The 13,725-nt window shown below is 69.3% G+C and carries 10 protein-coding genes and 1 tRNA gene; 6 read left to right on the plus strand and 5 right to left on the minus strand.

Annotation, left to right across the window (positions count from 1 at the left end; translation table 11 throughout):
- Positions 1 to 97 precede the first annotated feature (97 nt).
- Entirely contained in the window at positions 98 to 1,669 is a 1,572-nt protein-coding gene (locus FHU38_RS24065) for an acyltransferase family protein (RefSeq protein ID WP_313886896.1), read from the minus strand.
- A gap of 126 nt (positions 1,670 to 1,795) precedes the next feature.
- Between FHU38_RS24065 and FHU38_RS24070 the strand changes: the two genes are divergently transcribed.
- The gene (locus FHU38_RS24070; protein ID WP_167176691.1) at positions 1,796 to 3,025 is read left to right on the plus strand and encodes a hypothetical protein; all 1,230 of its coding nucleotides are present in this window, start codon (positions 1,796 to 1,798) and stop codon (positions 3,023 to 3,025) included.
- Between the two features lie 15 nt (positions 3,026 to 3,040).
- On the opposite strand, the gene FHU38_RS24075 is transcribed toward FHU38_RS24070, so the two are convergent.
- The 3 genes from FHU38_RS24075 to FHU38_RS24085 all read right to left on the minus strand — a co-directional run bounded on the left by FHU38_RS24075 (position 3,041) and on the right by FHU38_RS24085 (position 9,181).
- A complete protein-coding gene (locus tag FHU38_RS24075) occupies positions 3,041 to 6,712 on the minus strand; it encodes an FkbM family methyltransferase (RefSeq protein ID WP_167176693.1) in 3,672 nt (1,223 codons plus the stop codon).
- Complete coding sequence (locus FHU38_RS24080; protein WP_167176695.1) at positions 6,705 to 8,006, minus strand: flagellar basal body protein FliL; 1,302 nt, start codon at positions 8,004 to 8,006, stop codon at positions 6,705 to 6,707. Before FHU38_RS24080 ends, FHU38_RS24075 begins: the two co-directional genes overlap by 8 nt.
- Before the next feature lie 158 nt (positions 8,007 to 8,164).
- The gene (locus FHU38_RS24085; protein ID WP_167176697.1) at positions 8,165 to 9,181 is read right to left on the minus strand and encodes a hypothetical protein; all 1,017 of its coding nucleotides are present in this window, start codon (positions 9,179 to 9,181) and stop codon (positions 8,165 to 8,167) included.
- 83 nt (positions 9,182 to 9,264) lie between these two features.
- On the opposite strand from FHU38_RS24085, the gene msrA reads away from it, so the two are divergent.
- Entirely contained in the window at positions 9,265 to 9,924 is a 660-nt protein-coding gene (msrA, locus tag FHU38_RS24090) for a peptide-methionine (S)-S-oxide reductase MsrA (RefSeq protein WP_167176699.1), read from the plus strand.
- 88 nt (positions 9,925 to 10,012) lie between these two features.
- Positions 10,013 to 10,303, plus strand: coding sequence for a YiaA/YiaB family inner membrane protein (locus FHU38_RS24095; RefSeq protein WP_167176701.1), 291 nt, complete (start codon positions 10,013 to 10,015; stop codon positions 10,301 to 10,303).
- 3 nt (positions 10,304 to 10,306) lie between these two features.
- Here the strand turns inward: FHU38_RS24095 and FHU38_RS24100 are convergent.
- Positions 10,307 to 10,382: transfer RNA gene (locus FHU38_RS24100), tRNA-Gly, on the minus strand.
- A gap of 188 nt (positions 10,383 to 10,570) precedes the next feature.
- Between FHU38_RS24100 and FHU38_RS24105 the strand changes: the two genes are divergently transcribed.
- The 3 genes from FHU38_RS24105 to FHU38_RS24115 all read left to right on the plus strand — a co-directional run bounded on the left by FHU38_RS24105 (position 10,571) and on the right by FHU38_RS24115 (position 13,647).
- The gene (locus tag FHU38_RS24105; RefSeq protein ID WP_167176703.1) at positions 10,571 to 12,271 is read left to right on the plus strand and encodes a sigma-70 family RNA polymerase sigma factor; all 1,701 of its coding nucleotides are present in this window, start codon (positions 10,571 to 10,573) and stop codon (positions 12,269 to 12,271) included.
- Between the two features lie 81 nt (positions 12,272 to 12,352).
- Complete coding sequence (locus FHU38_RS24110) at positions 12,353 to 12,793, plus strand: DUF983 domain-containing protein (protein ID WP_167176705.1); 441 nt, start codon at positions 12,353 to 12,355, stop codon at positions 12,791 to 12,793.
- 2 nt (positions 12,794 to 12,795) lie between these two features.
- Entirely contained in the window at positions 12,796 to 13,647 is an 852-nt protein-coding gene (locus FHU38_RS24115; RefSeq protein ID WP_167176707.1) for an Fpg/Nei family DNA glycosylase, read from the plus strand.
- Positions 13,648 to 13,725 lie beyond the last annotated feature (78 nt).

The raw sequence follows: 13,725 nt of genomic DNA on the forward strand, positions 1-13,725 counted from the left end.
TGCGCGTCGCTCGTACCACGAAGATCACCGCGACGATCACCACGAGCGCCAGCTGAAGCCACATGCCGCCTCCTTCCTACGCGGCCGATGGTGCGGCCTAGCGCCTGCGAGGTGGGGGAGGCGACTGGCCGACGCGGCCGATCTCGCCCTCCCGTGCGACGCGGCGAGGAGTGGCACCGCCACTTCTGGGCGGCGGCTGGACCGGTCGCCGCCCACTCGGCTGCACCGAGGACGGCTGGCCTGGCTGTGCCGAGGGGGTTTGCGCTCGCGGCACGGAGCGTTGTGGTGGCGCGGGCGGGCGACGTTGCTCACGCTGCGGCTCACCCTGTTGCTGACCGGGCTGCCTGCGTACAGGTCGGCGTGGCCGCTGACCGGGTTGCTGGGCCTGCTGCCGGGGCGGGCGGCGAGGCGCGGGCTCGATCCTTGGCAGTTCGAGGGTGATCTCGTTGGCCAGCGCCTGTGCCGAACCTACATCCACGGATTCCGAGGACGACTTCGCGTCCTGCCCCTGCCCAGAGCGGTCCTTTGACCGCGCGCCGAGACGCGAAAGTTTCCTCGCCAACGAGTGGCTGGGCCGCTCGACGAAGCGGTAACTCACCTCCACAACGGCGAAGGTGCACACGATGGTGATGGGCAGTGCGATGGCGAACGGCACGGCGGGACGCAACAGCCCGAGCACAACGAACAGCACGAGGGCGTGCAGCAGGTACAGCGAGTAGCTGCGCTCGGACAGTTCGGTCCAGATGCGCCGCTGCTTCAGCTTCGGCTCTGCGAACATGCCGAGCAAGAAGCATGCCACCGCGAAGGCCAGCGCCAGGTTGTAGGAGTCGTCGATGCGGCCGACGTCGATGATGTCGGCCAGCACGTAAAGCATCCACGCCAGCGCCCCGAAGACGCCGCCCACCCACAGCGGGATCCGTTTCGTCGTCACCGCCCAGATCGTCTGCCCGATGATCATGATGGGCAGGTAGGAGACGTTCACGGCGAACAGCGAGTACGACTCGTTCAGCGCGCTCCTGCTCATCAGCACCACGAACACGAACGTCAACTCGATCGCGATCGTCAGCCACACCGAGCGCCGCAGCACAGGCAACAGCACGAACAGAATGGCGTAGAACAGGACCTCGATGATCATGGTCCAGGCCACGGGCATGAGCACCACCTGCGGGTAGAGCAGGTAGTTGACCAGCATCCAGTTCGTGAACATCGTCCACGGGGTCAGCTCCTGTGACTGGCCCGTCGACTGCGGTTCCAGCTGCGCCCACAACGCCAGGGAGGTGAGCAGCAGCACGAAGCCGAGCGGAAGGTAGACCCGGATGAACCGGTTGATCGCGAACCGGCGATGCCCCTGCCGCAGCGCGATCGGCGTCACCACGAACCCGCTGACGAGGAAGAAGAACGGAACCGAGAGCTGCCCGATGCCCTGCTTGGCCATGTGCATCGGTTCGCTGGTGAACGTCTCGATGAAGTCGATGACCGGCGCATGCTCACCCTTGGCACGCACCCACGGGCCGGGGATATGGGTGTAGAACACCAGCAGCGCCGCGATGGACCTGCCGATGTCGATGAATGCGATCCGCGTCTTCTCCGGGGAGCCCGGGGAATCCGGCGTGGTCTGTACCCCCAGCCTGACCACCCCCTGATGCCTGCCGTGCCACCCTCGCGACACACCGTAAGTCGTTGGCAGAGTAGCGCTCGACGGCAGGTCGGCGAATCACAACCCGACAGATCACCCCCAAACGTCACATACCCGAGCCCCACCGCGGCTCGGGCTGCACCCGTAGTCTGTGCGGACGTGTCGACCAGTGAAAGCCCTGTCCTCGACGGGAGCCGGTTGCCCGTAGCTTCTCCGGTCGCACCGCACCCCGTCGTGGCCCGCGCCGCTCGCGTGCGCGCGTGGCTGGTTCAACGGCTGCGGCCGCCGCTGCGTGACGCGCTGCCCGCGCTGATGCTGTACTACTCGATCCAGGCGGTGGGGTTCGCCGTGCTCGCCGTCATGGCGAACCGCTCCGGCATCGGGTTGGCCGGACTGCTCACCCAGCACGACGCCTCGTGGTACCTGCACATCGCTGGCAACGGGTACGACCAGGACGTGGTGCTTGACGCCGAAGGCAACCCGGCAGAGGTGAGCCTGGCGTTCTTCCCGCTGTATCCGGCGTTCGTCGCCGCGGTTTCCGCACTCGGTTTCGGCCCGGTACCGGCAGGGTTGCTGGTCACCTTGCTGGCAGGGGGAGCGGCCGCATGGGGACTCTTCGTGCTCGGCAGGGACCTGGTCGAGCGCAGGGCGGGCATCCTGTTCGCCGGGTTGTGGGCGATGGCGCCCGGCGCCGTGGTGCTGCACCTGGTCTACTCCGAGGCGCTTTTCGTCGCGCTTGCCGTGTGGACTCTGGTGGCGCTGCGGCGTCGGTGGTGGCTGACCGCCGCCGTGCTGACCGTGGCGGCAGGACTGACCCGGATCACCGCCGTGGCGCTCATCGCGGCCGTCTGCATCGCCGCCGTGGTGGCGCTGCTGCGACGTAACGGTGGGTGGCGAGCGGCGGCGGCACTACTGCTCGCGCCGCTGGGGTTGCTTGCCCATCTCGGGTACGTCGCGCTGCGCGCGGGCAGGGCGGACGCGTGGTTCTGGTTGCAGGGCCAGGCATGGCACGTGCGGTTCGATGCGGGAGCGTTCACCGTGCGGCGGCTGCGAGAGGCGTTGTTCCAGGGCGGCTCGGCGGGCTGGGTGCTGCTGGTCGCGCTTGTCGTGCTCGCCTCGCTGGTGTTGCTGCTGTGGTCGTACACGACGCGATTGCCGCTGACCGCGCACGTCTACACCACGCTCGTGGTGCTCATGGCCCTGGGCTCAAGTGAGTTCTGGCAGAGCAGACCGAGGTTCCTGCTGCCCGCCGTGACACTGGTGTTTCCGGTTGCCGTGTTGCTGGCCCGACTGCCGAAGCGCGCGCTGCTGGTGTTGCTGCCGTCGGGAGCGCTCGTAGCGGGCTGGTTCGGGGCGTTCCTGCTCACCGTCGTGCCGATCAACCCGTGACCGCCCAGGGCAGGGTCAGGACGGCCGCAACCACAACGTGACGAACGATCGCTCGTCGGCCACCGCCCTGCGGATCAGCGCCTCGTCCGGCTCGTCCTCCACGACGCCGCCCTCGGCGAGCACCACGCTCGGCCGGTAACCGAACTTGCGGTACGACAGCAGCACCTGGGCGGGGTCGTCACCGAGTTCGGCGATCGCCTCGGGGCAGAACTCGCACAGCACGTCGGGACGGTCGCGTTCCAGCGTCTCCTGCAACCCCGCGAGTGCCCGATGGTCGCGACCCTGCAGGTCCACCTTCACAAGGCTGACCGGCTGGCGCATCACCTCGCCGTTGCCGTCGAGTCGCACGGCCGGCACCAGCGGACCACCACTGCCGTCCTGTGCCCGCACCCGGTGGTCACCGCTGTTGGCCGCGCCCGCGTGCACCAGTACCAGGCTGCCGTCGGTGTCCCATGCGGCCGCCTCGAGCACCGTCACGAGTGCGGCCTGGTGGGAGGGCAGGTTGGCCGCGATGTTGCGGCGCAGGTATCCCGCGTTCACCGGGTCGGCCTCCACCGCGACTACCTGCGTGACGTCCGGGCAGGAGCGCAGCAGCCGAAGCGTGTGGTAGCCGACATGGGCGCCGATGTCCAAGAACGCGCCCGGCCGCTTCGCCGCGAGCCGTGCCAGCAGCGCTGCCTCGCTCTCCTCCCACGAGCGGTGATGCCGAATCCAGGGCAGCATCACCTCGTCGACTGGCAGCAGCAGCATGCCCGCGTCACACACCACGACGTCCGCACCGGCGGGAACGGGCGCGTGCCGCAACCTCGCCGCCTCGTGCAGCGCGCCGACGTCCCTGGTGAGGCGCTGGATGGCGTGCTCGTCGTTGTCCAACCTGCGGTCGCGGGCGCGGAACATCTCGTGGATGGTGTGCTGGCGCGCGGCCACGTCGTCGGTGAGGTCGTCGAGGCGCTGCCGCAGCTCCCGCAGTTCCCGCTGCTGGCGTGGCGCCTGCTCGGCGAGTTGGTCGAGTTGCTCTTGCGTGACCGTGTAGCGCTTGGCGGTTGCGGCCGCGTCTTCACGGCCGCGGTCGAGCGCGCCCTCCAGCGCCTCGATCCGTTGCAGTAGCCGCGACATCGTGTCCTCGGCTCCCTCGAACAGGGTGCCGATCACCCTTCGCTGGTGCACGTCGTAGTGGTCGATCGCGCGCAGCACGGCCTTGCGCACCGCGGGCGCCAGCGGGGTGCGGGAGGCGCTGCCCGGGTCGGGCTGCCACCGCAGTGCTTCCTTGGCGAGTTGCATCGGCGTCAGCGGGTGTTCCGGCGGTTGTTGCCGCCGCTGCGCCTCGCGACGGGCAAGCCAGGTTTCGTGGGCGCGGCTCAGCTCGGTACGCAGCCACTCCGCGGCCGCATCGACGGAACGTGTCTTGAGGATGTGCCGCCTTGCGGCAGCGCCCCGAGCGGAGGCGGCTCCTGGATCGTCGGCCACCTCACGCATGGCGGCGGCCGCCGCGTCCAGGTCGGGGTCGGCCCACAGCGCGTCGGCGTGGTAGGGGTAGCAACCCTCACCGACCCGCACCATGCGGTACGGGATCGGCCAGCCGGTGTGCCCGTCGAGAAACTCGGTGGTGCTGGAGTACGCCGTGCTGATCACCGGAAGGCCACGAGCCATCGCTTCGGCCACCGTGAGCCCGAAGCCCTCACTGCGATGCAACGAGACGTAGCAGTCGCTGCTGTCGTAAAGCTTCGACAACTCCTCGACGCTGAGGTAGCGCTCGATGAGCCTGATCCTGCCGTCACCGGCGACGGCAAGACGCAACCGCTCGGCGTCGTGCGGGTGCAGCTCCGCATTGATCGTCTTGATGACCAGGCGGACGTCGTCGCGGTCGCCGAAGGCGCGGCGGAACGCCTCGACCGTGCCCCACGGGTTCTTGCGTTGCGCGACGCTGTTGAAGTCGAACGCGAACAGGAAGGTGACCGGCTCACCCTCGCGCCTCGGCTTCCCGTGTGGTTCACCGGGATCGCGGACCGGAACCGGAATGGTCTTGACCGGGATGTCGGTGTGTGCCTCGAACGCCGCGCGGCAGAAATCGCTGACGGTCCAGACCTCGTCGACCATCTGGAACGCCTCGTGCTGCCAGCTCGGGAAGTCCTCCAGCTCCCACGCCCACAGGCCGATCCGGTACCGGTTGTGCATCACCTGCGGATGGTTGGCCATCGCGACCCGCGTCTGGTCGGCGTTCACCGCGAGCACACTCACCCCGTACCGCGGCTCACCGGTGGTGGCGGGCTTCTCGAGCGCCGTGCGGTTGGAGACCGCGCGCTCCTCCAGCACGGACGCCACTTCGACACCCGCGTGCCGGATCGCGTCGTGCACGATCCTGCCCATCTCGCCGAGGCCGAGTTCGGCAGTGAGGTAGCCAAGCAGGTTGACGCCGAAGTCCTCGTCGGGTTCCTCCGGCGTCGGCGCGGCCACCGGCATCGCCCACCGGGGAAGCGCACCTTCGACGGGACCGGACGACTCGCACCAGGAGCGAAACCCTGCCGAGTCGGCACCGGTCGGGTGCGGGAACGCGAGTTGGAGGTCGATGCGGGACTCCCACACCGCGAGCGCCAGCCGGTTCAGCCCGGCCGCCGCCTGGCCGTGGTCGGCGGGGGAGGCCAGCCATTCCCGTAGTGCGGCACCCCCGTCCTCGCCGAACGCGTGTGGCGGCAGCGGTTCGCCGTTGAGCTCGGCTGCGATCCAGCCGTCCCGGAACACCCGCCTGCACCCCGGTGGCAGCGGCGTCCCGTCGCCGAAGGTGGCGTAGCCGTAGGGCACCGCGTCCAGCGTCTCGGCGTAGCCCGCGGCTTTCAGTGCGGCCCCGTAGACGTCACACAGCCTGCGCAGCGCGGGCCGCTGCGACAGCAACACCCTCGGCTTGCGGGCGCAGTGGTAGGTCAGCAGCCACGGGCGCTCCGGGCGGTACCCGCTGAAGTGGAAGAACCGAAGCGGGCGGCCGCCGGCGGTGACGTTCCCGTCGCTGTCGCGGACGACCTCGCGTTCGTGCAGGTTCCAGTACGCGACGTTGAAGCCGGGGTCGGTGAGCACGGTGTGCCGGAACAGCGCGGGAACCTGGTCCACCCACCGCTGGTCGGTGAACAGTTGCCGCTCCGGCGCCACGATGGCGTCGTGGCGCAGCCGGTCGGCCCAGAAGTCCAGAAAGCCTTCCGAACCCGGCCCCACACCGACGAAGCCGAGGTTGAAGATGCCGGTCCCCATGATGACGGCGTCGTCGGGTTCCTTGCCGTCCCTTGGCAGCGGCGAGGTGAAGTGTGGCGTCAGCACGATGGCGTGCTTGTCCGCCAGCTCGGCCACCTCCGGCATCGGTGCGAACACCTGGATGTCGGGGTCGAGGTAGACGGCGATCGGGTAGCTGCGGCGCAGTTCGCGAAGCAGATACGGCTTGACCGCCGTCGCCAGCTCGGTCACCGAGTAGGCGGTCGCCATACGCAGGTAGGTGTCGGTGTCGATGCCGAAAGAGGAAGGCTTCACGATGCGGTAGCCGTCGCCGGACTGGTCACCGGTTCCGTCGATGACGGCGACCACGAACTCGTGGTCGGGGTGGTGTGTCAGGTAGGAGCGGGCGAGTACCCGAGCCGCGGGCAGGTAGTTGCGCGCGACGATCGTGCAGGCGACGACTGGGGGCCGCGGTCGCTGCTCAGCCATCGGCCGACAGCGCCCGCGTCTGCGCGTCGAGTACCTCGTCGAAGTCGGCCCGTGCCGAGTCGAGACCCTGCTCGCTGCTGACCTCCACCCGCACCAGCACGTCGCCGGAGAGGTAGTGCGCGCGCCACTGCGAGCGCCCATCGCCGTTCGGCTCGTAACCGGTGACCGCCACGCCGCTCGGTACGTTCTCGGTGACCTCTTCGGCGCCGTTGTCCACCTGGATGTCGGCGAGGCTTCGCACCTCTTCCTCCGCGGCCGCGGTGTCGCCGACCTGCGTCAGTAGCACGAGCGCGATGTTGCCGTTGTCGAGATGGTGCACGGCGAACCTGGTCTCACCCGGCGAGGTGCGCTCGTAGGCCTCCAGCTCGTCGGAGTTGAGGTAGCTCAGGTCCGGAACGTCGGAGAAGTCCCTGACGTCGCTGTGGTCCTCCGCCTTTCCAGGTACGTCGCCCACCGGCAGCGGATCGGGCTCGGCCTGTGACGAAGTCGGCTGCTGCTGACTCGTGGACTGTTCTTGCGGTGCCGCCTCGTTGTCGGGCTGGCCCCACAGCAGAAAGGCGCCGACCGCGATCCCGGCGAGCACTACCACAGCACCGACGATCGCGAAGATCTTGCCCTTGCCGCCTCCGCCGGAGCCCTCGTCGAAGCCCTCCGGGCCCTGCGCGGTCCACTGGGCCGAACCGGAGGGCGCCAACGGCGGGAACTCGCCGCCCCACGGCGGGCTCTGGTCCTGCTCAGGAGCGTTCCACGGCTGTTGTGGCTGTTGTGGCCCTTGCGGCCCTTGCGGCCCTTGCGGCTGCGGTGGTTGTGGCTGCTGGAAGCCGGCAGCGGGCGAGACCGGCTGCTGCTGGAAGCCGCCCGCGGGGGAGGCGGGGCCCGGCTGTTGGAAGCCCGCGGCAGGCGAGTACATCCCGTGCTGCTGTGGGGGCTGCTGGTACTGCGGCTGCTGATACTGCGGCTGCTGGGTCTGCCACTGCGGCACCGCCTGGGTGCGCTCCGAGGAGGAATCGGCGGGAGCATTCACCGGAGAGATCACCTGGGTGGAGTCCGCGGTCGGCCCCGCGTCCTGCTGCTGCTCGCCCTGCTGCTGTGACTGTTGCCCCTGTTCTTGCTGCCCACCCTGCGGGGGCTGTTGCGTGGGCTGCGCCTGCTCCTCGGGGCTCGCGGCCGGGTCCTCGCCCTGCGAGACGGCCGAGGACAGCACCTGATCACGGCGAACGCGGTAGTCGTCCGCAGAGAGTCTGCCGGAAGCGAGTTCCTCGTCCAGCTTGCGCAACTCTTCCTGCCAGGACACCCTGGAACCCCCTGATCACTTGGCGGTGCCTCGCGCGGCGCCCGCGTCCGGTGTGGGCTTGTGGACGTGCCACATTTTGCACGCTGGCGCTACCCTGTGGCGGCTCGGGTCGAATTGTTCGCGTATCTCGATTGCCGTTCCCGCCACGCGAGCGGTTGTCAGGACCGAGGCAGAGCCCGCTCCACCACGGTCAACGTGTCACGAAGCCGCTGCCGCAACTCGCTGTCGGGGCTGTCGGCTGACTGGGAAACCCCGACACCGACCGCGCTGTCGCCGCTGACGTACCACACGACGTTCACCCTGCTCGCCGAGTCCGCCCTGCTGAGCACCGTTACCTCGGGCTCCTCGGACAGCGGCGAGGCTTCGAACCCCTCCGCCGTCACCGACAGGGTAAGCGCGTCCGCGAGTTCGCCCGCCTGCCGCGCCGACGGTGTTGGTACGACCAGCACGGTGTATCCGTCGGTGAGGTCGGGCCCCTCCGCGGAACTGCGGTAGACCACCTCCTCGGCCCCGCTGCGCCGCATCGCGTCGGCTTGCGCGGCCGGGTAGAGGCCCAGCTCAACGCCCCTGCCGACGGACATCGTGGAGTTCTGCGGGCTCGGCCGCCCCGGCAGGGTCGGCAGCCGGTCCTCAAGCGAGGGCCGCGGCTGATCCGGCCCGCTGCCCGCCACGGCGTGGCCCCGCGTGGGTTCCTGCCCGACGACTCCGAACCACCAGGCGCCGCCGATCACCACGGCGAGCGAGATGAACGCGGCGAAGCCGATGAGTAGCCAGGTTCGCCGACCTCCAGCCCGCTGCGGTGGCGGACTCGGCAGTGCCCGTTGTGCCTGCTGTTTCACACTCGCGGCCGGGGCGGTCGGTACCTTGGTGATCGGCATCGTCAACTCGGCGGGCGTGGGCGGGGCCGCCTTGGGGTAGGGCATGGAATCGGTGGCCCGCTGGTCGGCCGGGCTGGGCGCCGTCGTCGGAACGTCGGTTTCGAGCAGGGCTGACGAGCCCGGTTTCCGCTCGGCCTGGGTGTGTTCCGTCGCGGCGGCCGTACCCGCCTTGGATGGCTCTGGGATGCCGGAGGCCTCCGCCAACACTTCCTCCCGCTGTTTTCGATGCTGCTCGACGGTGATGCCACCCTGTGCCAGCTCGGCGTCGAGGCGGCGCAACTCTTCCTGCCAACCCATCGCGGAAACCCCCTCGGCCAGTGCAGCGCGTACAGCGTATTGCGCGACCCGTCCCAGTGACATCAGTTCGCTAGAATCGCAGTATGTCGTGGTTCGGCTCTCAATTCAGCGGAGACAGGTCGGGTCCGGTCTCCGCCGAGGAAGCTCTGCCCGGTCGCGCCGAACCGCTCCCCGTGCCGCAGTGGCACGCGGTGCTGCCGCAGCGGCCTCTCAAGCCACCGTTCCCCGAGAACACGCGGACCGCCGTGTTCGGGCTCGGCTGCTTCTGGGGTGCGGAGGAGATCTACTGGCAACTGCCGGGGGTCTACACCACCGCCGTCGGGTACGCGGGCGGGCACACCCCGAACCCCACCTACGAAGAGGTGTGCACCGGCCGCACCGGCCACACCGAGGCGGTGCTCGTGGTGTTCGACCCGGAGCAGGTGGCCTACGAGACGCTGCTCAAGGTCTTCTGGGAAAACCACGACCCCACGCAGGGAATGCGGCAGGGCAACGACCTCGGCAGCCAGTACCGCTCGGCGATCTACTACACCGACGACACGCAGCAAGAGGCTGCCGTGAAAGCCATGGCGGCGTTCCAGGGCGCGCTGCGCGCGGCGGGACACGGCGAGATCACCACGGAGATCGCACCGCTTTCCGAGTTCTACTACGCCGAGGACTACCACCAGCAGTACCTGCACAAGGTGCCCAACGGCTACCGCTGCCACTCGCTGACCGGTGTCAGCTTTCCCGCCGACGGCTGAGCGAGCCACCTCGGTGACGTGATCGTGACTCGCGCTTGAGTAGCGGTACTCAAGACAACTCGTAGCCGCGCGGCGGATCGTCTGTGGCATGAGCACTCAACCCAAGCTTTCCGGCACCACCAACGCGTTCTTCGTGCAGTCGACGATCTCGTTCGGCGTCGCGCTCGTCGCCGTGTCGTTCGGGATCGCCTACCTCCCCGTGGACGGCTGGGTGCGGGCGTTCTTGGCCATCGGCATGCTCTACACCGTCACCTCGGCGTTCGGGGTGGCGAAGTGTGTGCGTGACAGGCAGGAAGTAACGGAACTGTCGAGCCGGATAGATCAGGCACGCCTGGAGAAGTTGCTCGCCGAACACGACCCGTTCAAGGTCGAAGGCTGACCGTGGAGCGGACGACGGGATTCGAACCCGCGACCCTCACCTTGGCAAGGTGATGCGCTACCAGCTGCGCTACGTCCGCATTGCACTGCCGAACTGACCCGTGCGTGGCACAGTCTATACCCACACCCGCCGGAGCTCACGAGTGGGACCAGATCGGTTGGCATTTGGTCACGTCGGCGGTACGGGACGTGACGCCGCTCGCCGGGCTCCGTATGGTGTTCGACGTTCGACCACAAGGGCTATACCCCGGAGGGAGTGCCTGGCGGGATGGGTCAAGCGATCTCCGGATCCGACGAAACGGCCCTGCTGCAACGCATTCGCCTCGGCGAGGACGAGGCATTCGGCACGCTGTTCGAGACACACGTGTCGGCGGTGCGGCGGCTGGCTCGTGGAATCGCGTCCGACAGTTCCGAAGCCGAGGACATCACCGCCGAGACGTTCTTCCGCGTCCTGCAGGCACTGCGCAGGGGCAACGGCCCGCGGGACAACGTGCGCGCCTACCTGCTCACGGTCGCGCGCCGCGTGGCGTGGGAGTGGCACGGTGCCCGACGCGATGTTCCCGTGACGGACGAGGAACTCACCAGCCGTGCCGGTTCCGGGGCCGACCCGCAGAACCGGACGGCTGAGGCCACGCTCATCACCCGCGCGTTCTCCAGCCTGCCGGAACGCTGGCGCAGCGTGCTGTGGCAGACCGAGGTCGAAGGCGAGCAGCCAGCTGTGGTGGCGCCGCACTTCGGACTCAGCCCCAACGCCACGGCCGCGCTCGCGCGCAGGGCCAGGATCGGGCTGCGCGCGGCTTATCTACAGGCACATCTGGCTTCCGACGGTGGCCGCAGCGCGGAAGGTTGCAGGCCGGTGCTCGAAAAGCTCGGCGGCTTCACCGCGGGCAGCGTCACCGGATCGGAGGCCAGAAAGGTCGAGGCCCATCTCGGCACGTGCTCCAGTTGCAGGCAGACCCACGACGAACTGCGCGAGGTGTGCTCTTCGCTGCGCTCGCACGCGAGCGCGGTCGTGCTGCTGGTCCCGGTGTCGGGGCTGGCACTGGCCGCGGGCGCGGGCCTGGGAACCACTGGCACGGCGGGCAGCACCGCCGGCGCGGCGAGCGTCGGTGGTGGCGCCGCCGTGGGCGGTGGCATCGGCGGCACGATGGCCGCGATGGGCGCCAACCTCAAGATCGGGCTCGCGCTGGCATCCACGGCCGCGGCTGGTGCGGTCGGCATGGCGGCGGGCCCGCTCGGGAATGACCACGGGGAGGCGATCGGTCTGCCCGGTGACGGCGCGGTCGAGTTGCGCATCGCCGAACCTTCGCCCGGTGCGGACCGCTCGAACCCGGCCAGCGTCTCGATCGTGGAACCCGCTGCCTACGAGTCCTCGCGCGGGCCGCACAGTTCCAGGAAGGCGAACCCGGCCGTGGCCGGGCAAGGCCCCAGCGAGTACCGAATCCCGCCTGGCCTCGAGATCGCCGGTGAAGCCAGGCAAGCGGGGGGTCCGGGCGGTGGTGGAACCGAGTTGCCTGCCGAGCCAGGCAAGGACACGGGCGACGAGGCAGCCGCCGACGACGCGGAAACGGGACAACCGCGTGGCGACCCGGGTACGCAGGCAGTCACCCCGGCTCGCTCACCAGGTTCCTCTTCTTTCACGGTGGCCAGGTCGACCACTCCGCCGCCGTCCACCGGCCCGCAGGGCGGGTCGGGCGGCGAGCCCGGCATGAGCCAATCGCCGCCGCCCGCCTCCTCGGCGGGCCGGTCACCGTCGGGCCGCTCCACCGAGCCGTCGGCCGAATCCGGGTACGGCGAATTCGGGTACGGCGAATCCAGCTACGCCCGCTCGCGCGACGGTGAGCATGAGGCTGACAGCGCTCCGCCCGACACCCGAGACGACTGGTGCCGGTGGCCGACGTGGCAGCGAGGCGACCAGCACTACGACCAAGACCATAACCAGGACCACGCCGACGGGTGTGGCGGCTGAGGTGCGCGGGCCTCCCATCGGATCCAAGATCACGGTACCGTTGCGAAAGTACGTGCTCGGTCGGGCTTGCGGAGGAATACGATGAACCGGCTGGTCCAGGGCTCCGACGGCCGGGACTGGGTGATTCGGGCCCAGATGGAGTGGCGGCGACCCGCCACGGCCGACGACTTCGAGCATGATGTCGCGGCCAGCTACGCCCCCGGCATCGCCATGGGCGTCGTGGCGTTGACGCTGGCGATCGTGCTGATCGCGTGGATGCCGGACGACGTCGTCGTACCCAGTTGGGTGCCGCTGGCGTTGCTGCTCGTCGCGCTGTTCTTCCCGCTGCGATGGGTGCTACGCAGGCCGTGGACGATCGTGGCCGAGACCGACGGCGACGCGACCGGGGAACGGCCTTCGGAGCGTTGGGTCGGAACGGTACGCGGCATCTTCGCCGTCCGCGGCGAGGTACACCGCATCGCCAAGTCCATCCAGCGACACGACCTGCCCGATTTCGACGGGCCACTGCACCCGGTCGAGTAGCCATGCCCGAGTTGCCCGAGGTCGAGGCCATCGCACACCACCTCCGCGAGCACGCGGTGGGCCGCATCATTACCAGGGTTGACGTCGCTTCGCTGACGGTGCTCAAGACCGTGAGCCCGTCCTGGACCGACCTGCACGGTCGCGAGGTGACCGGCGCGAGTCGGCACGGAAAGCACCTCGACCTCGAATGCGGGGAGTCCCACCTCATCGTGCACCTGGCCCGCGCGGGCTGGCTGCGATGGTCCGACTCGCTGCCCGCCGCGCCGCCGAGGCAGGGAAAGGGACCGCTCGCGCTACGGGTGCACCTCGGTGGAGGTGGGTTCGACCTCACCGAGGCCGGTACCAAGAAGGGGCTCGCGGTGTGGATCGTGCACGACCCCGCCGAAGTCCCCAGCATCGCGAGGCTCGGCACGGACGCCCTGGAACTCGACGCCGCCGCCCTGCGCGAACTGCTCGCGGGCCGAACGGCCCGGCTGAAAACCGTGCTCACCGACCAGTCGGTGATCGCCGGAATCGGCAACGCCTACTCCGACGAGATCCTGCACGCCGCCCGGCTTTCCCCGTACGCGACGGCGGCGAAACTGCCGGAGGAGTCGGTCGAGCGACTCGCCGAGGCCATTCACGAGGTGCTCTCCGGCGCTGTGGAGCGTTCGGTAGGGCAGGCCGTGGCCCGGCTGAAGGGCGAGAAACGCTCCGGTCTTCGAGTGCACGGCCGGGCGGGCCTGCCGTGCCCGGTATGCGGTGACACCGTGCGCGAGGTCTCCTTCGCGGACAAGGCGCTGCAGTACTGCCCCACCTGCCAGACCGGCGGCAAGCCGCTCGCCGACCGCAGGCTGTCGCGACTGCTGAAATGACCTCTCCCGATCTCGACCGCGACAGCACGTCGCGAATCACGCACAGAAAGTGTGTGGCCAAACCTTGCACCCTGGCGG

It is taken from the genome of Saccharomonospora amisosensis (assembly GCF_011761185.1).
GTDB lineage: Bacteria > Actinomycetota > Actinomycetes > Mycobacteriales > Pseudonocardiaceae > Saccharomonospora_A > Saccharomonospora_A amisosensis.